We start from the raw sequence: 21,394 nt of genomic DNA, 5'->3' as shown, positions 1-21,394 counted from the left end.
GCAATTCGGATGAAAAAAGTAAAGGTAGCCTTAATCGGCGCAGGTTTGCGCGGAATCAACTATTTGGAATACGCGGTTTCGCATCCGCATGAGCTCGAAGTGGTGGCCGTGGCGGAGCCGGTGCGGGAGCGCCGGGAAAGCTTCCAGGCACGGCATGGAATCGCGGATCAGATGTGCTTCGAGCATTGGGACGACTTGTTCCGGATGCCGAAGCTGGCCGATGCCGTCCTGATCTGCACCCAGGATCAGCAGCATTACGAGCCGACCATGAAGGCGCTTGAAGCGGGATACCACGTGCTGCTCGAAAAGCCGATGTCCCCCGATCCCGGGGAATGCATCGACATGGGCGAGCAAGCGGCCAAGGCGGGGCTGGTATTCTCCATCTGCCACGTGCTGCGGTACACGCCGTTCTTCCAGACGCTGAAAAGCCTGCTGGATGACGGCAGGATCGGTAGGCTCATCTCGATTCAGCACAACGAGAACGTGGGGTACTGGCATCAGGCCCACAGCTTCGTGCGCGGCAACTGGCGCCGCAAGGACGAGTCGAGCCCGATGATCCTCGCGAAATCCTGCCATGACCTGGACATTCTGTCCTGGCTGGCCGGGGCGGACTGCGTCAAGGTGTCCTCCTTCGGGGACCTGACTCACTTCAAAGCTTCCGAGGCGCCGGAAGGCGCGCCGCTGCGCTGCCTGGACGGCTGCCCGGTCGCGGATTCCTGCCTCTACTACGCGCCGGATGTCTATTTGACCGGGGACACGAATTGGCCGACGTCGGCGATCAGCGACGACATGAGCTATGATGCCCGCTTAAAGGCGCTGCAGGAAGGGCCGTACGGCCGCTGCGTGTATCACTGCGATAACGACGTGGTCGACCACCAGGTCGTGAATCTGGAGTTCGCGAACGAAGTCACGGTCGCGTTCACGATGAGCGCGTTCACGAGGGACGTAAGCCGGACGATCAAGCTGATGGGAACGACGGGCGAGATCCGGGGCGCGATGGAGAAGAACGAAATCGAGATCATTCACTTCGGCACCGGCAAGGTCGAGCGCATCAGCTTCTCCGACATGGGTGGCCATGTCGGACACGGCGGCGGCGACATGGGGCTGGTCAAGGATTTCCTGAAGCTCGTCCGTGCGGACGGTGCGGCGGAAGGCCTGACATCGGCGGCGCATTCGGTGCAGAGCCATCTGATGGCCTTCGCGGCGGAGGAATCCCGCGTATCGGGCGAAGTCATCCGATTGAAGGAGTTCGAGCAGCGGTACAGCGCCGAGGGAGTAAAATAAAACGGACCGGGAGCAGGATTCCGGAACATGCGGTCCCGGAATCCTGTTACCGGTTTCGATCAAGCGGGAGGATATATGCCAACATTTCATTATTCGGGGTCTTCATTCATTCTGGATGACCAGCCGATTCAAATTTTGTCGGGGGCGCTTCATTATTTCCGCGTCGTGCCGGAGTATTGGGAGGATCGCCTTCGGAAGCTGAAGGCGCTCGGGCTGAATACCGTAGAGACGTACGTACCGTGGAACATGCACGAGCCGATGAAGGGGAAGTTCAACTTCGACGGCATCGCCAATCTCGAGCGTTTCGTGACGATGGCCGGAGAGCTAGGCCTGCACGTCATCGTGAGGCCATCCCCATACATCTGCGCGGAATGGGAATTCGGCGGGCTGCCGGCATGGCTGCTGGCGGATTCGGACATGCGCCTGCGCTGCTTCCATCAGCCGTTCCTGGATCATGTGGACGATTATTACGACGTGCTCCTTCCGAAGCTGAAGCCGCTGTTGTGCACACAAGGCGGGCCGATCATCGCCCTGCAGATCGAGAACGAGTACGGAAGCTACGGCAACGACAAGGCCTACCTGAACTATCTCAAGGATGCGATGATCAAGCGCGGCATGGACGTGCTGCTGTTCACCTCCGACGGTCCGGAAGACGCCATGCTGCAGGGCGGGATGGTTGACGGCGTGCTGGCGACGGTGAACTTCGGTTCGCGCGCGCAGGAAGCCTTCGAGAAGCTGCGCGAATACCAGCCGGAAGCGCCGATCATGTGCATGGAATATTGGAACGGCTGGTTCGATCACTGGCGCGAGGAGCATCATACCCGTCCGGCGGAGGACGTCGCCGCGGTGCTGGACGACATGCTGCGCCTGGGCGCTTCCGTGAACTTTTACATGTTCCACGGAGGCACGAACTTCGGCTTCTGGAACGGCGCGAACGGGCATACCGCGGACAGCTACGAGCCGACCGTGACCAGTTACGATTACGACGCGCTGCTGAGCGAGAACGGCGAGCCGACGGCGAAGTATTATGCCGTGCAGAAGGTCATCTCCAAGTACGTTGAGGTCGAACCGGCCGAGATGCCGGCACCGATTCGGAAGCGGGCCTATGGCACCGTGGCTCTGACGGAGCATGCCGCGTTGCCTGCGAATCTGGACCGTCTCTCGACGGCCGTTCATAGCGCATATCCGGAACCGATGGAAAAGCTGGGTCAGGACTACGGCTTCATCCAGTACCGGACGTTCATCTCGGGTCCGAGACCGGAGGATGAGCTGTTCATCCAGGATGTGCGCGACCGCGCGCTCGTATTCCTGAACGGAGAGCTTGCCGGAACGCTGGACCGAGCTGAGCCTGGCCAGCAGATCAGGTTCGCGGTTCCGCCGGAGGGTCTTGAGCTGACCGTGCTCGTGGAGAACATGGGCCGCGTCAACTATGGTCCTTACATGAAAGACCGCAAAGGGATTACGGAAGGCGTCCGGTTCGGCAGACAATTCCTGTCCGAATGGACGACGCATCCGCTGCCGCTTCGCGACCTGTCGGGGCTGGAGTACGCTCCGGGCGAACAGGCGAAAGGACCGGCCTTTTACCGCGGCAGCTTGGAGGTTGATGGGCCGGCGGATACCTTCATCCGCCTGGAAGGTTGGACGAAGGGCGTCGTGTTCGTGAACGGCTTCAACCTGGGCCGCTACTGGAACATCGGTCCGCAGAAGACGCTGTACGTGCCGGCTCCGCTGCTGCGCGAAGGCAGCAACGAGATCGTCGTGTTCGAGCTGTACGGCTGCGATGCGCCGCAGGTGGAGTTCGTGGAAACGGCGTGAGACGGCGACACTGACACCGACTTCCGTGTACGGGATAAGACCAACATCATCACGCTTAACTATACAGGAGTGACTGAACTTGCCGGCAATGCGTGAGAAGGAATCACCAATTCCGCGTAGTTACGGTGCCGGCGTCTGCAGCTCATCTCGACGGATGGTAATTTACGATTCTACGAGGTAAAACGAGCGAGGTTCGTTTGGGAGATGCGGTCATGATCTCGATTCCAGCTGGCGCGACAAACCAAGAGAGTGCCAGCCGGATATTTGAGCTTTTGAGTAACTTATGAAACAAGTACCCATAGACTGACACCTAGAAAGACAGGTGTCCGATCTATGGGTACTTTTTTTATTTATGAGCATTTTTAATTAACCTGAGCCCTTCATACACAAGGATTTTCAAGTATGAAGTCGCAGCTCTGGAAGGGATTGCAATCCCTTTCAGACCAGCCTCAGATCAATCAATGAGTTTGGATTCTCGTAGCAGTTTCTGTACCATCACGGCGGCTTCTGCCCGTGTAATGAACGCTTTCGGAGCAAGCTCCTTGCCGCCGCGGCCGGAGACGATTCCTGCTTGTATGGCAGCGGAAATGCCGTCTCTTGCCCAGACACTTATGTTGTTCTCATCCACGAAAGACTTGAGCAGTTCATCCTCCACTTGAGAAGAAAGAAGCTGATCCTTCAACCCGGTCAGATTCATCGCGTTTGCGATGATCGCCATCGCCTGCTCCCGCGTCATGTTGTCGGCAGGGCGGAAGGTTCCGTCCCCGAAGCCGTTGATCAGATGATAAGTATGAGCTGTTGGCACAGCTCCGTTATACCATGCATCCGGCTTCACATCCGAGAAAGGAGACTCCGCGCCGCTTTCCGCCTTCAGCCCCAAGCCCCGAACGAGTATCGCTGCAAACTCTGCGCGGGTGATATCGTGATCAGGGCGGAACAGGGAATTGACGTCACCGCTCACCACCATTCGCGAGCCCAAGTCGTCCACAGCATCCTTGGCCCATTGCGCTGTTACGTCATTGAAGGTGACCGAATGCCGAATGACGGCATAGGTGCTGTTCGATAGGCTGTATACTTTGGCGTAGGCCTTGCCATGAAGCGTCACCATCCGAGTAGGTACATGACGGATAGTACCATCCGGCTCTACAACGACGGCTGTCGTAGCCTGGCTGGAATCCGTGCCATCCGGAAGTGCGATCATTCTTTCCACGTAGTTGTCGAACTTGGTTACTTCCTTCTCGGCGGCGCCGTAGATCCCCCTCACCGTAAAGTTTACCGGAGGGACGATAAGGGCGAATTCACCTTGGGCAGCAGCGTTCTCGGCGAGGCGCACCGTGCCCGTCGTCGGTTTAGCGATTTCAAGCTGAACTCTAAGTTCTTGCAGCGTCGCTGAGTCTCCAAACGATCCGATCAGTGACTGCGCGTCGAGCCGCTGGAGAGGTAATCGATAGATGGCATCCTCGGTCCGGACTTCCACGATGGCTTGTTGTTGTGCCAGGTATTGAAGGATCGGCCCACTAAGTTCTACCGTCGTAACATCGGAAGGGGGGGCGACTTGAACGGCGATGACCGCCCCGCGATCAACTCCGGCAAGCTGCTCCTCAAGCTTCGTTGGAACCAGTGCGACAGTTGTCGTGTGCTGGCCATCCTTGTTCGTCTTCTCTACGGTTGCCGTTTCAGCTTTCGCCTCTATACTGTTGATGAATACGGCCACGCCAGTATCCGGTTTCTCAGGTTTCACAGGTATCACAGGCTTCTCAGGTTCGTTCGGAACGGATGGCGTAACGATTGGCGGCGCACTCGGCGTTACGGAATTCGACTCTGCCGAAGCCACTCCGCTTCCAGCCAGATTGATCGCCTTCACGATGAATGTATAGGAGGTACCGTTCGTTAACCCCGTGACCTTGATCGGGCTGGTGCTTCCCGCTCCGGTTATGCCGCCGGGTGAAGTGGTCACCTCATAGCTCGTGATCGGACGTCCTCCGTCATCCGAAGGAGGCGTGAAATGGACCAACGCCTCTCCGTTGCCCGCTGTCACCGCGCCGATCGTCGGCGCACCCGGCACCGTAAATGGAGTCGTGCTCACGATGTTGGAGAGCGGGCTATCTCCTTTGTCATTCGTACCCTTAACCGTAAAGTAATATGGCATCCCGTTCGTTAACCCGGTCGCTGTGTAGGCATAGACCGATCCGCTTACAGAACCGGCTTCAGATCCAACGGAAGCGGGATCGTCGCTTTGATAGATGGTATACCCTGTCGAACCGTCCACGGGGCTCCATTCCAAGCTTGCCTGCGCATTCCCGGGAACTGCAGGCTTCAACATCGGCGCTCCTGGCACCTGCGTTGTGTCGCTGATGTCGATTGCAAACGTCAGTGATGTTCCCAAGGCGAACGTGAAGAGAAGGGACTTCGTGCCGATCGTTTGACCGGCCAAGAACGATTTCTTGATCGTCACCACATTGCCGGATACGCTGTAATCGGTGTCTTCAACGAGCTCCGTTCCTCCAAGCGAAATATTTTCGAGCGTATCGCCGTTCCAGATGATTGTCGTCGTCACATCCGTTTGGGTAGAGGTGTTCTTATCGAAATTGCCGGTCGCCGGGCTAAGTTGCGGTGCTAGGATCGTATAGTGTTCACTCATGACTTCGCTGCCCGCCAAACCGGATTTCACTGCAAAGGCTTTGATCGTCATATCACCAGTCACAACGATTGGCGAACTATACAGCGTACTGCTGTCTGTTGGCGTACTGCCATCCGTCGTGTAATAGATACTCGCTCCTGGTTCGCTTGTATTGAGCGTCACCGTTGTCCCATAGGCTACGGAACCTCCGGCAGGATTGGCTGAGGGCGCTGCCACTTGCGCAATTGTCGTAGCGCTCGCTTCGATGGAATCTCCGCTATCGCCACCGGGAGCCGATGCCTTAACCGTAAAGTAATAGGTCGTTCCATTGAATAATCCCGCCGCCTCATAGCTATATACAGAACCGCTGACGGTGGCGATTTCTGAATGAGAAGTTCCGGCAGTGGTGCTTCTATATATTTTATACTCATCGGCTCCGTTCACCGGGTCCCAGCTTAATGTCACTTTGCCAATGCCTGCTGTTGCAGTTAGATTCGTCGGCGCTGAAGGCGCTGCTGCGAACGTCACCTTCCGGATTCGATGATTCATCTGGTCCGGAAAATAGAGATGACCCGCGCTGTCGATTGCTAACCCAGAGGGGGAATTCAATAGTGCAGACGTGGCCAATCCGCCATCTCCTGAATATCCATTCGTATCCATACCCGCTACTGTAATGAGGTTCCCTGTCGCCTTCTCAATCTTACGAATTCTATGGTTATTGTTCAAAAGTTGGAAATACAGATTTCCTGCGCTATCAACCGCTATTTCACTAGGATAATTCAAATTTGCTTTTAGGGTACTAATGATTCCCGTCACGGGGTCAAATTTCCGAATACGAGCATTCGTAGTATCCGCTATATACAGATATCCTGCGTTATCCACGGCAATTCCTACCGGATAATTTAATTGTGCTAAAGCGGCGGGTCCACCGTCTCCCGAAAATCCGGCTATCCCCCTACCTGCAAGGGTACTGATGATTCCCGTCACTGGATCAATCATCCGGATGCAGCTATTTAATCGATCCGTAATCAATAAATTACCCTTACGGTCGAACGTGATTGCCACGGGTCTATTGAATGAAGCTGATGTGGCTAACCCGCCGTCTCCTGAATATCCGGCTGTTCCCGTACCTGCTACACTGATTTTTCCGTCCAGATCAACCATTCGGATACGATGGTTTTCACTATCAGCAATATACAGATTTCCATGATCGTCGAACGCTATGCCTCTAGGGATATTAAGTTGTGCAGACGTGGCTAACCCTCCATCACCAGAGTATCCACGGGAACCGTTCCCCGCAACAGTGCTGATATTCCCTGCCAAGTCGACTTTTCTGATCACATGATTAGCTGAATCTGAGAGATACAGGTTGCCGGCGCGATCGATGGCTACTCCGGTTGGCTGCCTCAGTTTTGCATGTAAAGCCGGCCCGCCATCTCCTGAATATCCGGGTGTACCTGCACCAGCCACCGTTTCAATAAAATCTTTAGTCGTCGCGGCATAAACTCTATTTCCCATCGGCGCCAAACCGCTTACGAGCAAAAACATTATTGCAAGGAATACGATAATACCTCTTTTTACCCCGTTCATTCGCACACTTCTCCCATTGTTGATTTGTAAGCTACAGCATTCAATATCTTCCAAATACTAACAACGTCTTATCGGGATTTATAGTATACTTAGGTATACATTTTTCCGAACGAGAGGTAGGACGTGAGATGAGCGAGCATCGGATCAAGCGTATGGAAAGTCGGTTTTTCGTCGGCCGTGAACGGGAGAAGGACATGTTCATCGATTTTCTGACACAGGAATATCTGCACGATAAGATCCTCAATGTATACGGCACAGGCGGCATCGGCAAAAGCTTTCTACTGGACGAATACCGCAGATTAGTCGAATCCCGCCTCGTTCCGTTCCTGCTGCTGGACAGCAATGACTTCTCCCACACTCCTCAAGGGCTATGCGAGAAAATGAACACGATGCTTCAGACGCCTGCTGGCGAAATCACGCATCGTCCGGTTGAAGATTGCCTGAACGGCTTAAACAAGATGGCGGACCAAACGCGTCTCGTCGTAGCGATGGATACTTACGAAGAACTCGGCAGTCTGGATTGGTGGCTGAGGGAAAGCTTTATCCCCCATACCGGCGACCATGTTTTGTTTATTATTTCAGGACGGCATGCACTGCAAGGAAGCTGGGTCGCTTCGCCTGTATGGCGCAGCTTGGTCAAATCTGTACCGGTGGATCCATTCGACGCGGCCGTCTGTACAAGCTATGCTGAGCGGTTCGGAATTGTTGACGAAGCGACACTGCACAGATTATATGGATTCACACTGGGCCATCCGCTAACCTTGTCTCTGACCGTCGGTCTGGCGCTGGAGAAGCTATTCGCAGAGGAAAAGGACAATCAGTGGGAGGACTTGTTCCGGGAATTAACATATCGGTGGCTGCGCGAGGTTCCGGACGAATCCCTTCAAGAACTGGTAGAAGCCGCATCCCTCGTTCGAACTTTCAATCAAGAGTTGCTGGAGTGGATGATAGACAAGCCCGTTTCTGGAGCGAGCTTCCGCAGGCTCACCGATCTCTCTTTCACCCGGCCTTGTAAAAGCGGATATCGGATTCATGCGCTGCTGAGAACGACCCTCTCCAAAGAAATCCGCGCTCGTACGCCCAAACGATTCAAACAGCTTCGGCATCGCAGTATTGCCTTCTATCACCGGGAAATCGTCTCTCCGTCCGCGGAAGGGGATATGACGGATACGATAGCGAATTTGATCTTAGGACTGGAGGATTCCGTCCTTCTCTCGACCTTCTCAGAGGATACACCGCACGGAGAATACGAATACGAGACGGTTCATGCAGACAATCTTCACCAAGCTGAGAAGCATATCCAAGACGTGATGCAAGCCGAAGCGGATTACGAACGAAGCTATTTTAATCCCCAAACCGGACAGCTGCATCAAATGGACATTCCCGCTCAGCATGATCGAATTGCATTCGGCAACCTTGATCCTGCCAGGTTAATCACATTCGGTCCGGATACGGTCAGAATGATCAAGAACCGCCAAGGGGCAACGATTGGACTGGCGATCTTCATACCGATTCACCGCGATTCCTTACCCTATTTACAGGTTCAACCCGTTTCCAGGCATTATTTCAATACGCTGGACCCCGGGCAGTTGGACGAGTATCGTACTTCCCCCGATCAGCCGTCGGGATGGTTCATTTACCACATCGACCTGAGAAAGGACGATAGCATCGCTGCCCGTGCCGCTTTAATGCGTTTGCTCGTTTCCCTTCTTTTGAAACAAGGAACGTTGATGTTCTCAAGTCCCCTGCCGTACCACCAAGAAATCACCAAACGGATGGGCTTTATTCAAGTTGAGGGAGCTACTCATTACGATTTCGGCGAAAATATCCCGTCTCCCACCTTCATGCTGGACATTCGCGGAGAGAGGCAGAGGGCATACTTCGACAGGTGGGTCCAGAGCGCAGGCTTATCTCTGACTCCGAAGTTACCTGACAATCTGTTTGGCTTCACAGCCAAAGAGCGAGAAGTCGCCTTGCTCGTATTGTCTACGGATTCCATCGCGGAAATCGCGATGAAGTTGAACGTCACTCAAGTCGCCATCAAGAAACATCTCGGCAGAATCTATAAGAAAGCCGGCGTTACGAGGAAAACGCAATTGCTAAAGAAGCTGATGGAGCTCTAGCTCTATCAGCTTTTTTCGTCTGTTCTATTCCATCTGTTGGTTGGCGCGGAAGATTGCGAAGGGGCAGGGAACCCGTCGGAGCAGCAAGTGACCCTTCGATTCAGTAAAGCATTTGTCTGGAAAGGTTTAACCCACAATATTGAAACGGGATGATCCTTGATTTGTAAGGGTATGGATTGCGTGAACAGAGGAGTCAAGAATTCCGAGCATGACATATTGATCAGGATACGCCCGGTTTTCATCGTCAGTTTTTGATGGTCCATCGGGAGGATTGCAGATCGGCGACAGGGAAAAAGGTTGCGGGAAGAAAGTCGTAGTCTGCCAAAAACGTTTTTGAGAAAAATTCGGCTTAGGCAAGGAGACATTCCAAAGATGGGGAGAGCTGGGAAATCCGTAACCCATGGGGGCGGGGGAGATTTTATTCGTCAGTGGAAGGGGAAGGAAAAACATGGATTCGGGCTTTTTCGACGCGTAGGAGGGATTTCCCATTTTTGGAGAAACGCATTGACTTGTTGTAAGCGCATTCATATACTTGACCCTAAATTTGAATTTGTTAGTTATTTTAACAAAGTAAGGTGGTGGATGAATCGTGATCGGCAGGGGGAGAACCGGAAACACCAAACTCGTCAAACAGATGAACCGGGAAGGGATACTGCATCAGCTGCGGCAGGAGCCCCGCTTGTCACGAGCCGAACTGGCAGCTAAAACAAGCCTCAGCCGGCCCTGCGTCTCGGCGCTGGTGGAAGAGATGATTCAAGAAGGGCTCATTCACGAGGTGGGCACCGGCGAATCCCGAGGGGGGCGCAGGCCGATCCTGCTGGAATACAATGTGCAGGCATATGCGGTCGTAGGTGCCGTGTTCGAGGGGAGCGAGCTCGAAATGGCGGTAGCCGATATGAAGGGCGAGCTAATCGCGCAGCGGCATACGCGCTTGAAGCAGCCGGTGGACGGCGAGTCTGCGCTGCAGGCGCTCGAGAAGACGCTTGCGCATCTCCTCGAAGCGAGCGGGACCGACCGCAGCCGGGTCATCGGCATCGGTGTCGGCCTGCCGGGCATTACGCAGCGCCGGAATGGCACCGTCAGCCATGCACCGAGCACGGGCTGGATGGACCTCCCTGTGGGAAGGGAGATCGAGGAGCGCCTTCAGCTGCCGGTCGTGCTCGATAATGACGTCAACATGATGACGCAGGGCGAATTTTTCGGCGGCGCCGGGACTAGCGTATCCAGCCTGGTGTACATGTATGTCGGAACCGGGATCGGCGCCGGCATCATCCTGGACAAGCAGTTATACCGCGGGAGCCAGGAGGCCTCCGGGGAAATCGGCTACATGCGGATCGGCGAGTCGCCGGGACGGCGCAAGGACGAATTCGGCGTGTTCGAGAAAAATTTCTCGGTCAGCGGCATTTACCACAAAGCCGCGGCGATCGGCCTGGCTGTCGATCCGGAGGCGAGCATTCTCCGGCAGCTGATCCGTCTGAGCGAGGAAGGCAGCGGACCGGCGGAAGGCCTGCTGAACGAGGTGTACCACGGATGGGCTTCCGGCATCGCCAATACAGTCAGCGTGCTTGATCCGGAGATGCTGGTCCTAAGCGGGGAGATGCTTCACTTGGATGAAGCCGGCCTGAACCGCATCCGGGGGCTGCTGCTGGACTGGATTCCGGTCGTCCCGGACATCCGCCTGGCGGAGCTGCGCGAGCGCGCGGGCCTGCTGGGCGCGGTGCACAGCGTGCTGGAGACGCACTCGTTCGCAGCGGCGCCGGCCGGTAGTTAAAATTGTGGCATTTAAAAATAAGGGGGATTCGAACAATGACAAAGAAATGGTTCAAGCTCGGCATGCTGTCCATGGCGCTGACGATGACGGTTGGTTTAACGGCATGCGGCGGGGGAGACAAGGAGCCGGCTGCAGCAGGCGGCGGCGATAGCGACGCCAAAGGATCGAAGAAGCTCGTCATCTACACCGCCCGCGACAAAAACGTCGTCGAGCAGATCGTGCCGAAGTTCGAGGAGCTGAACCCGGGCATCGACGTCGAGGTGATGACGATGGGCGCCCAGCAGATCATGGAGCGGGTACGCGGCGAAAAGGCCAATCCGCAGGCGGATTTCTGGTGGGGCGGCACGCAGTCCTCTTTTATCACGGCGGCGAACGAAGACCTGCTCGAAGCGTATAAGCCGAGCTATGCGGACAGCATACCGGCCGAATACAAAGACGCGCAGGACCGCTGGTACGGCGAGATGCTGCTGCCCGAGGTCATCATGTACAACTCCGAGGCGGTGAAGAAGGAGGAAGCGCCGAAGGATTGGGACGAGCTGCTTGATCCGAAATGGAAGGACCAGATCCTGATCCGCGGTGTGATGGCATCCGGCACGATGCGGACGATCTATGACGCGATGATCTACCGCCAGGACCCGGCGAACCCGGAGAAAGGCTATGAGTGGCTGAAGAAGCTCGACGCCAATACCAAAGAGTATACGCAGGACCCAACGCAGCTGTACCTGAAACTGGCCCGCCAGGAAGGGAAGCTGTCGCTGTGGAACCTCCAGGATATCCTGATCCAGAAGGAAATGCAGAAGCAGCCGTTCGATTACATCTATCCGGCCAGCGGCGCGCCGATTCTCGTGGACGGCGTCGGCATCGTCAAGGGCGCCAAGAACATGGAGAACGCGAAGAAGTTCTTCGACTTTATTTTCGATGAGGGCCAGCTGAAGGAAAAGGCGGACAAGCTGTTCCAGATCCCGACCCGGACCGACATCGACAAGAGCCAGTTCCCGGATTGGTACAAGAACCTCGATACCAAGCCGCTTGACCTCGACTGGACCGTGCTGGCGGACAAAGAGAAGGAATGGATGCAGCATTGGGACGAGAATATCAAGGGCAAGGGCGGCAAATAACCGAATAGGGCCAAGCTTTTTAGGCGATACAAAAGGCAGCGGCGGGGGTGCACCCCGCCGGGTCTGCCGGATAACGTGAACGACTTGAAGGAGGACTAAAGATGATCGGAGTCAAGCTGGATCGCATCAGCAAAACCTTTGGCGGGGCCAAAGGCGTGGAAGACGTGGACGTACATATCAAGCCAGGCGAGTTTTTTACCTTTCTCGGCCCAAGCGGCTGCGGCAAGACAACGACCTTGCGCATGATCGCCGGATTCTATTATCCCACGGGCGGACGCATCCTGTTCGGGGAGCAGAATGTGACGAACATGCCGCCCAACAAGCGCAACACGGGCATGGTGTTCCAAAACTACGCTTTATTCCCGCACATGACCGTCTTCGAGAATATTGCTTTCGGTCTCCAAGTCCGTAAACAGGGCAAGGCAGAAATACGCGACAAGGTGACGCGCGCCCAGAAGCTCGTGCACCTGGACGGCTACGGCGAGCGCCGCATCGATCAATTGTCGGGCGGACAGCAGCAGCGGGTCGCACTTGCGCGCGCATTGGTGATCGAACCGAATATTCTCCTGCTCGACGAGCCCTTGTCCAACCTGGATGCGAAGCTACGCGAAGAGACAAGGCAGGAGATCAAGCGGCTGCAGCTGGAGCTCGGTATCACGACGATCTATGTGACGCATGACCAATCGGAAGCGATGTCGATGTCGGACCGGATCATGGTCATGAAGGACGGCGTCGTGCAGCAGATCGGCACGCCGCATGACATCTACAATCGGCCGGTCAACCGCTTCGTCGCTTCGTTCATCGGCGAATCTAACCTGTGGGAAGGTACGGTGGAGCGCCTGGAGAACGGCACAGTGGACGTCCGGCTGGCGCCGGACCTGCTGCTGACAGGCCTTGCCGCGAACGCTTCGCCCGAATGCAAACTCGCGGTGGGACGGAAGGTCACCTTGTCGGTGCGTCCGGAGGCGGTCCGGGAGGCCGCCCCGTCCGCGCGCGGCGAGGCCAATACGATGGCCGTGAAGGTGCTGCTGTCGGAATTCACCGGCATCAGCGTGAATTATATCGCTCAGGCAGGTCCGCTGACCGTGAAGGCGTTGTTCGTCGGTCAGGGGCACCGGATGCGGGAGCGGGACGAGGAGATCTGGTTTACCGTGGCTCCGGACAGCATTTACTTTTTGGAATAAGGGGGTGAGCCGAAGCGATGAACAAACCACAGCCTCAATTGACGCCGCGGCCGCAGCTCCGTCCGAACAGCCGTTGGAATGCGCTGACCACGTCGCGGCATTTCGTCTATGTCCTGATCGCGCCGCTGTTCCTCATCCTGCTGGCCTATGTCATTTATCCGTTCTTTCAGACGTTCGTACAGAGCATTAAGCAGGAGGGAAGCTTCTCGCTGCACAATTATTCACGCTTCTTCAGCCTGGAGCACACCTCGAATCTGGAGGCGCTGTGGACGAGCGTATACATCTCGGTGCTCAGCGTCATCACCTGCGGCATCGTGGGCGTCGGGATGGCGTTCCTACTGGAGAGGTACGATTTTCCGGGCCGCAAGCTGCTGTCGGTGCTCGTCCTCGTACCGATGGCGCTGCCTCCGCTGATCGGGGTACTGTCCTTTGAATTCCTGTACGGTTCGAGCGGGATTATTCCGCGGGGGCTGCAGCATCTGTTTCATCTGGAGAAGCCGCCTTTTATCTTGAAGGGCATCTGGGGCGTGCTCGTCGTCCATACGTTTACGATGTACACCTATTTCTATATGACGGCGTCCTCGGCAATCAAGGGGCTTGACCCGTCGCTGGAGGAAGCTGCCGCGAACCTGGGCGCAAACCGCTTTACCATCTGGCGGCGGGTGATTCTGCCCATGCTGACGCCGGCGATCGTCGCGGCATCGCTGCTCGTGTTCATGATCTCGATGGCGTCGTATACCGCTCCGCTGATCTTCGGGATCGAGAGGACGATGACGATGCAGATTTACCTGTCGCGCACGAACGGGGATCTGGATATGGCTGCGACGCAGTCGACCCTGCTCTCCATCGTGTCCATCCTGTTCCTCATTCTGATGAGATGGTACCAGGGCGCGCGGAACTATCAGAACATGAGCAAGGGCGTCAGCGTGCACCGGACCGAGGTGAAAAGCAAAGCCGGCCGCAACGTCTCGATGGTGCTGTCCTTTCTCGGGGTGCTCGTGCTCATGCTGCCGATTCTTGTGATCGTGATGCTCGCGTTTTCCGAAGACGGGAAGTGGACGACCCAGGTTCTGCCGCCATCGTACACGCTCGATCATTTCAAGGATTTGTTCACGGACAGCAAAACGTGGCGCCCGATCGCGAACAGCTTCAAAATCAGCATCGCCGCCACGATCGGCAACCTGCTGTTCGGCGTCGCGGCGGCCTACGCCATCGTGCGCATGAACTTCAAAGGCAAAACGCTGCTCGATATTCTGATCATGCTGCCTTGGGCGCTGCCGGGCACGGTCGTGGCCGTGAACCTGATCACGGCGTTCAGCGAGCCGAATGCGTTCTCGTTCGGGCAGGTGCTGATCGGCAGCTTCTGGATTCTGCCGCTCGCCTATTTCGTCCGGCATCTGCCGCTGATCTTCCGCTCGACGTCGTCCACGCTGATGCAGACCGACCGCTCGGTGGAGGAAGCGGCGCGAAACCTGGGCGCTTCCTGGTGGTACACCTTCCGCCGCGTCGTGTTCCCGATGGCGCTGAGCGGTATCCTGGCGGGCACGCTGCTGGCGCTCGTGGAAGGCATCGGCGAATTCGTCGCCTCGATCCTGCTGTACACGAACAAGACGACACCGATCTCGGTCGAGATTTTCCAGCGGATGTACGCGTTCGAATTCGGAACCGCCTGCGCCTACGGCGTGCTGCAGATCGTCATGATCATTCTCGTGCTCTATGTTTCCCGCAAACTGACCGGCGGCAATGCCGGCTCCGCGATTTGACCATAGATGTTCTGAACCTGAAGCGGTACAAGTTCCTTTCATTGCGCGGTTGGTTCGTCCGATTCTGTACGGGCCTGCCGCGATAATGATACAAACTCGCATGCTTGAAGGAGGAGAAGTAACGTTGAGTCCAAATCAATCAAGCAAGAAACGCACGGCGAACAAATGGATGGCAGCATCACTGAGCCTGGTGATGGCCGGAACAATGGCTTTGCAGGCCGGTCCGGGAAGGGCATCCGCCGACAGGGGGGTGGTCGATTTATGGAAAGCGATCAAGCCGCTCACGACGGTGGCAAGCGCGATGAACACGGGGGCTCACCCGGATGACGAGCACAGCGCGACGCTGGCGTATCTGTCGCTCGGTCTTGGCGTGGATACATACAGCGTCATTGCGAACCGCGGGGAAGGCGGGCAGAACGAAATCGGCAGCGAGCTGGGCAATGCCCTCGGCATCATCCGCACGCGGGAGCTTCAGGAGGCGTCCAAAATTACGAACGTGACGCTGGCTAACTTAAGTCAGAAGCTGGACGATCCGATCTTTGACTTCGGGTTCTCCAAGAGCCCGGACGAGACACTCGCCAAATGGGGAGAAGACGTCGCCTACGAGCGGCTCATCCGCCAAATCCGCGAGAAGCGTCCGGATGTGCTCATCCCGGCCTTCCTGAACGAGAATTCGACGCACGGCCATCACCGCGCGATCAACGTGCTGACCGTACGGGCCTTCAAGGATGCGGGCAATCCGGAGGTATTCCCGGAGCAGCTGAAGGAAGGACTGCAGCCATGGCAGCCGAAGAAGCTGTACGTCCCTGCAACGGATAAGGCCTACGATGCCTCTTTGCCGGTCAACGCATACAATGAGCTGTACGGCGCTTCCTATGCCCAGCTCGGCGAGGAATCCCGCTATATGCACAAGAGCCAGGGCATGGGCAGACAGGTGGACGAAGGCCAGGGAACGGCATATTACAAACTGGAAGCGGCAGCGAATGGCTTGAAGGCAAGCGGCAAGCCGGAAACGTCGCTCTTTGGCGGCATCGCCTTCACGTTCGATGATCTGGCCAAGGAACTCAACACCAAAGGAAAAGACAACAAAGTCGCCAAGCAGCTGAACATGCTGCAAAAGGATGCAAACGAAGTGATTGCGGCCTATCCCGCATTCGATCAAGTCGCCCGCGAAGTCCATGAGATGAAAGCGGATGTGCAAACCGCGGTGGAGCTGGTGAAGTCCTCTTCTTTGGACACATCTGCGAAAAATGACCTGCTGCACCGGCTGGACGTGAAGGACAGACAGCTGAATAAAGCGAGCCAGGAAGCGACTTCCGTCGTCGTGAAGGTGAAGCCGGAGAGCGGAGAGCTCATTCCGGGGCAAACCGCGAAGGTGACGGTAACGGCCTTTAACGGCGGCGACGTGAACGTCGGCAAGGTCAGCCTGAAGCTAAACGTGCCGGAGGGCTGGACTGCGAAAGCGGCAGGTGCTGTGAGCTTCGACAAGCTGAGCAAGAACCAGACGGTCAAAACGGAGTTCGAGGTCACCGTGCCGAAGCAGGCCGAGGATTTCAATCCTTATGCGCTGCCGCTCATTTCCGCGGATATTAGGTATGAAGCGTTCGGAACGCCGGCGACGCTGCATGCGGTTCCGGACAATGCGGTGGCGGTGCTGCCGCCGGTTGCGCTGTCCCTCAGTCCGGAAGCGGCGGTACTGAACACGCTGAAGCCGGAAGATGCGATTTCCGTGAAAGTTACGGCGACGAATTACGCGCCGGGTGCCGAGACGACGAAAGTATCACTGAAAACGCCGGAGGGCTGGACGGTAGAGCCTGCGGTGCAGGAGCTGAAGTTCGCGGCCAAATACGAAACCAAGACGGCCGAGTTCACCGTCAAGGCGCCTGCGGGCGTGAAGGCGGGAAGCTACAGCCTGTCGGCGGTATCGAGCATTGGTACCACAGACAGCAGCAGAACGGTGCAGGTCATCCAGTATCCGCATATCGGCAAAACGTATTACGTCAAGCCGGCCAACGTAGCGATTCAGGCGTTCGATCTGAAGGTGCCGCAAGGACTGAAGGTCGGTTACGTCTCCAGCGGTTTCGATAATATCGATCAGGTGCTGCGCCAAGTAGGCGTCAACGTCACGAATCTGGATGCCAAAACGGTTCAGTTCGGCGATTTGTCGCAGTACGACACGATCGTGCTCGGTATTCGGGCATATGCATTCCGTCCGGAGCTGATTCCAAGCAACCAGCGTCTGCTCGATTACGCTAAGAACGGCGGCAACCTGGTCGTGCAGTATCATAAGCCGGAAGACAAATGGTCGCCGGAGCTGGCGCCGTATCCGATCACGATCGGCCAGCCGCTGATTCAGTGGCGCGTCACGGACGAGAATTCCAAGGTGACCATGCTGGCGCCGGACCATCCGATCTTCAATACGCCGAACAAAATCACCGCGGCCGACTGGGAGAACTGGATCCAGGACCGCTCCGCCTATAACCCGTCCGAATGGGGCAAAGAGTATACGGAGCTGATCTCAAACGGCGATGCGGGCGAAAAAGAATTTACAGGCACGTTCCTCTCGGCCAATTACGGCAAAGGAACGTACACTTACAGCTCGCTCGTGTGGTACCGCGAAATGCCGAGCCTGGTGCCGGGTTCGATCCGCATGTTCGTGAATATGATCAGCCTGAAGCAGGGCGCGGCGTCCGCGGGAACGACAGCTCCTTCGAGCAGCAAGTGATTCATCTGGACTTATTGTAGTTTGTGGAATCAAGGCTTAAGTTGTATGAAAAAGGGTGGGCGCGAAGCGGTGTGCTTCGCGCCGCCACCTTGGATGTTGGGATGAGGAAGAGAAGTTGAGGCTTTGTTGAAAATGAGCTTTAGGAATCTACAGTTGCTCAGCGGAGAGGTCGAATGATTATCGGCTAAAGTAGCGGAGGAGACGGAATCGTTCAGAAGAAGCGATAGCGTTCGCCTTTGTGAGCGGATTTCAACCATGAACTCATTTCAATCAAGAAATCCGCGAGCAACAGCGATCGAAAGAACGATCCGGATTCGAAGCGACCACCTTGCACGAAGTAAATGTTTTATAGAGGCAATAGAGGCTAAAGTAGCGGAGGAGCCGGAATCGTTCAGGAGAAGCGATAGCGTTCGCCTTTGTGAGCGGATTTCAACTATGATCACATTTCAATCAGGAAATCCGGGAGCAACAGCGATCGAAAGAACGATCCGGAACCGAAGCGACCACCTTGCACGAAGTAAAATGTTTTATAGAGGCTAAAGTAGCGGAGGAGCCGGAATCGTTCAGAAGAAGCGATAGCGTTCGCCTTTGTGAGCGGATTTCGACCATGATCATTTCAATCAGGAAATCCGGGAGCAACAGCGATCGAAAGAACGATCCGGATTCGAAGCGACCACCTTGCACGAAGTAAATGTTTTATATCGATCAATACATAAAACGAAGGAAGGGAATGGGACAACATGAGGACTCGGGAACAGATTTTGCAGCAGGAAGGCGGGCATTTTCCGGGACGAACGTATACGGAAGCCGTGCTCGAACCCGCTTTTGACGAAGCGAAGACGAGCTTGCTTGGAGCCATGATGGCCATTAACAAAGCACATCTGATCATGTTGAAGGAGCAAGGACTCGTCAGCGAAGAAGAGGCCAGCCAGATTGCGTCAGCCATTCGCAGCCTTGACCTGGAGGGGCTTCGCCAAGCGGAATATACCGGACAATTCGAGGACCTGTTCTTTCAGGTCGAGCATGAGCTGCATGCAGCGGCAGGCGACATTGCCGACAACCTGCATCTGGCCCGCAGCCGCAACGATATGGGCATCGCGATCTACCGGATCGTGCTGCGGGAGAAACTGCTCGTGACGCTTCGCGGAGCCCTTGCGCTCAAGAGCCAGCTGCTGGCATTCGCCGAAGAGCATGCGGACACGATCATGATCGGCTACACCCATACGCAGCAGGCGCAGCCGACCACGCTGGCCCACTACATCATGGCGGTGGCGGATTCGCTGGACCGCGACATCCGCCGGCTGCAGGCGGCCTATGCCAACTGCAACCGGAGCAGCATGGGCGCGGCGGCGCTCACGACCTCCGGCTTCGCGATCAGCCGCGAGCGCGTGCAGGAGCTGCTCGGCTTCGACGAGCTGATCTATAACTCGTACGACGCGATCGGCGGCGCCGATTACGTCGGCGAGATGATGACCGCCGTGCAGCTCGCGGCCATCAACCTGGGCAGATCGTCGCAGGATTTCCTGCTGTGGTGCACGCAGGAATTCGGCATGCTGCGCGTGGCCGATCCGTATGTGCAGATCAGCTCGATCATGCCGCAGAAGCGGAACCCCGTTTCGTTCGAGCATATGCGCGCGCTGCTCTCGAGCTGCGTCGGCAACACCCAAACCGTCCTGACCATGATGCACAACACCCCGTTCGGCGACATCGTGGATACCGAGGACGACATGCAGCCGTATGCGTGGAAGGCGCTCATGGTACTGGAACGGATGTACCGCCTACTGTCCTGCGTCATTGGGACGGTGGACGTCAACAAGGAGGTGCTGCGCAAGCGCACCGAAGGCAGCTTCGCCACCGTGACCGAGCTTGCGGATACGCTGGTGCGCACCGACGGCTTGTCGTTTCGCAGCTCCCATCATATCGTCAGCCACCTTGTGAAGCGCGCCGCGGCCGAAGGGCGGGCCGCGAACGAAATTACACTGGAGCTCGTCAACGAGATCGCACAGCAAGTCATCGGCCGGGAGCTGTCGCTGACCGCAGAGCAGCTGCGGCTGGCGCTGGATCCGGTATATTTCGTGGATATCCGGATCCTGCCCGGCGGACCGGCTCCTTCGGAAATCCGCGGCGTGATCGTGAAGCGGAAGCAGAGCCAGCAGACGCAGGAGCAATGGCTGGACGCGGCCCGTGCCCGCACGGAGGGCGCGCTCGAGAACCTGGACCGCACGCTTACCGGCTGGAGCGTCAGCCGATGAACCCGGCAAGGGTTCCCCTGCTGGCCGTGGACGGCGGGGGAACGAAATGCCTGGCCGTGTTCGCAGACGCCGAAGGCCGCATGCTAGCAAGCGGGCGCGCGGGGTCGTGCAACTACCAGGGCGTGGGCCGCGAGGCCGCGGCGCGGGAGCTGACGCGGGCGATCCGGGAGGCCAAGCGGCAGCTGGCTGTTGGTGATCGTGATGTGAGTACGGCATCTTTACTTGGCTTATTCCCTACAGATCAACCGCCTGCGTCGGAGGAAGACGTGCCGCTGCAGGTCAACTGTGCCGTCTTCGGGCTCGCGGGCCTCGACACCGCCTACGACCGCCGCATCATCGAGGAGCTTGTCCACGAAGCGCTCGCCGGCACGCAGGTGCAGGCCGATCGCGTCGTCGTCGAGAACGACGGCGTCGCGGCCTTGCTCGGCGCCTCCGGCGGCGATCCCGGCATCCTGATCATCGCCGGCACCGGCTCGATCGTGTATGGGATCAACGCCAAGGGCGACAGCGCCCGCGCCGGCGGCTGGGGCCACCGCGTCGGCGACGAAGGCAGCGGCTACTGGATCGGCAAGCAGGCGATCCGCACGGCGCTGCGCGGATACGACGGAAGAGGCGCCGCCTCGCCGTTAACGGATAAGCTGCTTCAGCACCTGAAGCTGAAAAGTGTAGAGGAGCTGTTCAACTGGGCTTACTCCGCTGCTTACAGCGTAGATAAGACGGCCGAACTGAGCAGACTCGTCGGCGAAGCGGCTGAGGAGGGTGATGTGCCTGCCCGCCAAATTCTTGAAGCGGCAGCTGATGAGCTGTTTCTGGGAGCGCAGGCGGTCATGCAGAAGCTTGGCCTGTCTGTGGACGAAGCCCCTTTTGCAGTGATTTTGCAGGGAGGCGTGCTGCAGCATAATCCGGTCGTGCGAAGACGATTGGCGGAGCGGATCGCGGCATTATCACCGCATGCGCGGGTGGATGAAGCGAAGCGGGAGCCGATTTATGGCGTGATTGGGCAGGGAAAGAGGCTGCTGGATCTCGGCTAATTCAGGCTATACGGATTTATTTATAGCATTTTACAAGGTGACTCCTGGAGGTTTGTGCTCCGGGGGTCATTTTGTATACCAGATCATAAGGAGGTTTACCTAAGGGCGGATGCAGGAC

General features: G+C 56.9%; 12 protein-coding genes. 10 read left to right on the top strand and 2 right to left on the bottom strand.

The genetic code is table 11. The features are described from left to right. Positions 1-9: 9 nt before the first annotated feature. Both ACTHPM_RS24165 and ACTHPM_RS24160 read left to right on the top strand, forming a co-directional pair. Positions 10-1,284 carry a Gfo/Idh/MocA family protein gene (locus tag ACTHPM_RS24165; protein ID WP_440397389.1) on the top strand — a complete coding sequence of 425 codons (1,275 nt, stop codon included), beginning with the start codon at positions 10-12 and terminating at the stop codon, positions 1,282-1,284. Between the two features lie 75 nt (positions 1,285-1,359). Next, positions 1,360-3,099 carry a glycoside hydrolase family 35 protein gene (locus tag ACTHPM_RS24160; RefSeq protein ID WP_440397390.1) on the top strand — a complete coding sequence of 580 codons (1,740 nt, stop codon included), beginning with the start codon at positions 1,360-1,362 and terminating at the stop codon, positions 3,097-3,099. 454 nt (positions 3,100-3,553) lie between these two features. Here ACTHPM_RS24160 and ACTHPM_RS24155 read toward each other — a convergent pair whose 3' ends face one another. Further along, the gene (locus ACTHPM_RS24155) at positions 3,554-7,237 is read right to left on the bottom strand and encodes an NHL domain-containing protein (protein WP_440421712.1); all 3,684 of its coding nucleotides are present in this window, start codon (positions 7,235-7,237) and stop codon (positions 3,554-3,556) included. Between the two features lie 224 nt (positions 7,238-7,461). On the opposite strand from ACTHPM_RS24155, the gene ACTHPM_RS24150 reads away from it, so the two are divergent. After that, complete coding sequence (locus ACTHPM_RS24150) at positions 7,462-9,432, top strand: LuxR C-terminal-related transcriptional regulator (RefSeq protein WP_440397392.1); 1,971 nt, start codon at positions 7,462-7,464, stop codon at positions 9,430-9,432. A gap of 126 nt (positions 9,433-9,558) precedes the next feature. Here ACTHPM_RS24150 and ACTHPM_RS24145 read toward each other — a convergent pair whose 3' ends face one another. Then, entirely contained in the window at positions 9,559-9,960 is a 402-nt protein-coding gene (locus ACTHPM_RS24145) for a hypothetical protein (RefSeq protein WP_440397393.1), read from the bottom strand. Between the two features lie 61 nt (positions 9,961-10,021). Here ACTHPM_RS24145 and ACTHPM_RS24140 point away from each other — a divergent pair, with 61 nt between their 5' ends. The 7 genes from ACTHPM_RS24140 (at position 10,022) to ACTHPM_RS24110 (ending at position 21,276) form a co-directional block, all read left to right on the top strand. Next, the gene (locus ACTHPM_RS24140; protein WP_440397394.1) at positions 10,022-11,203 is read left to right on the top strand and encodes an ROK family transcriptional regulator; all 1,182 of its coding nucleotides are present in this window, start codon (positions 10,022-10,024) and stop codon (positions 11,201-11,203) included. A 35-nt stretch (positions 11,204-11,238) separates the two neighbouring features. Further along, positions 11,239-12,321, top strand: coding sequence for an extracellular solute-binding protein (locus ACTHPM_RS24135; RefSeq protein WP_440397395.1), 1,083 nt, complete (start codon positions 11,239-11,241; stop codon positions 12,319-12,321). Positions 12,322-12,422: 101 nt separating this feature from the next. Beyond that, positions 12,423-13,505 carry an ABC transporter ATP-binding protein gene (locus ACTHPM_RS24130; protein ID WP_440397396.1) on the top strand — a complete coding sequence of 361 codons (1,083 nt, stop codon included), beginning with the start codon at positions 12,423-12,425 and terminating at the stop codon, positions 13,503-13,505. 17 nt (positions 13,506-13,522) lie between these two features. Further along, a complete protein-coding gene (locus ACTHPM_RS24125) occupies positions 13,523-15,268 on the top strand; it encodes an ABC transporter permease (protein ID WP_440397397.1) in 1,746 nt (581 codons plus the stop codon). A 169-nt stretch (positions 15,269-15,437) separates the two neighbouring features. Further along, a complete protein-coding gene (locus tag ACTHPM_RS24120) occupies positions 15,438-17,993 on the top strand; it encodes an NEW3 domain-containing protein (protein ID WP_440397592.1) in 2,556 nt (851 codons plus the stop codon). 740 nt (positions 17,994-18,733) lie between these two features. Continuing rightward, the gene (argH, locus tag ACTHPM_RS24115) at positions 18,734-20,245 is read left to right on the top strand and encodes an argininosuccinate lyase (protein ID WP_440397398.1); all 1,512 of its coding nucleotides are present in this window, start codon (positions 18,734-18,736) and stop codon (positions 20,243-20,245) included. Next, the gene (locus ACTHPM_RS24110; RefSeq protein WP_440397593.1) at positions 20,242-21,276 is read left to right on the top strand and encodes an N-acetylglucosamine kinase; all 1,035 of its coding nucleotides are present in this window, start codon (positions 20,242-20,244) and stop codon (positions 21,274-21,276) included. The genes argH and ACTHPM_RS24110 overlap by 4 nt, the downstream gene beginning before the upstream one ends. Positions 21,277-21,394: the final 118 nt, after the last annotated feature.

It is taken from the genome of Paenibacillus sp. SAFN-054, assembly GCF_051966755.1.
Classification (GTDB): domain Bacteria; phylum Bacillota; class Bacilli; order Paenibacillales; family Paenibacillaceae; genus Paenibacillus_AQ.
Note: the sequence above shows the minus strand (reverse complement) of the source record. Positions and strands in the feature narration are given on the sequence as shown.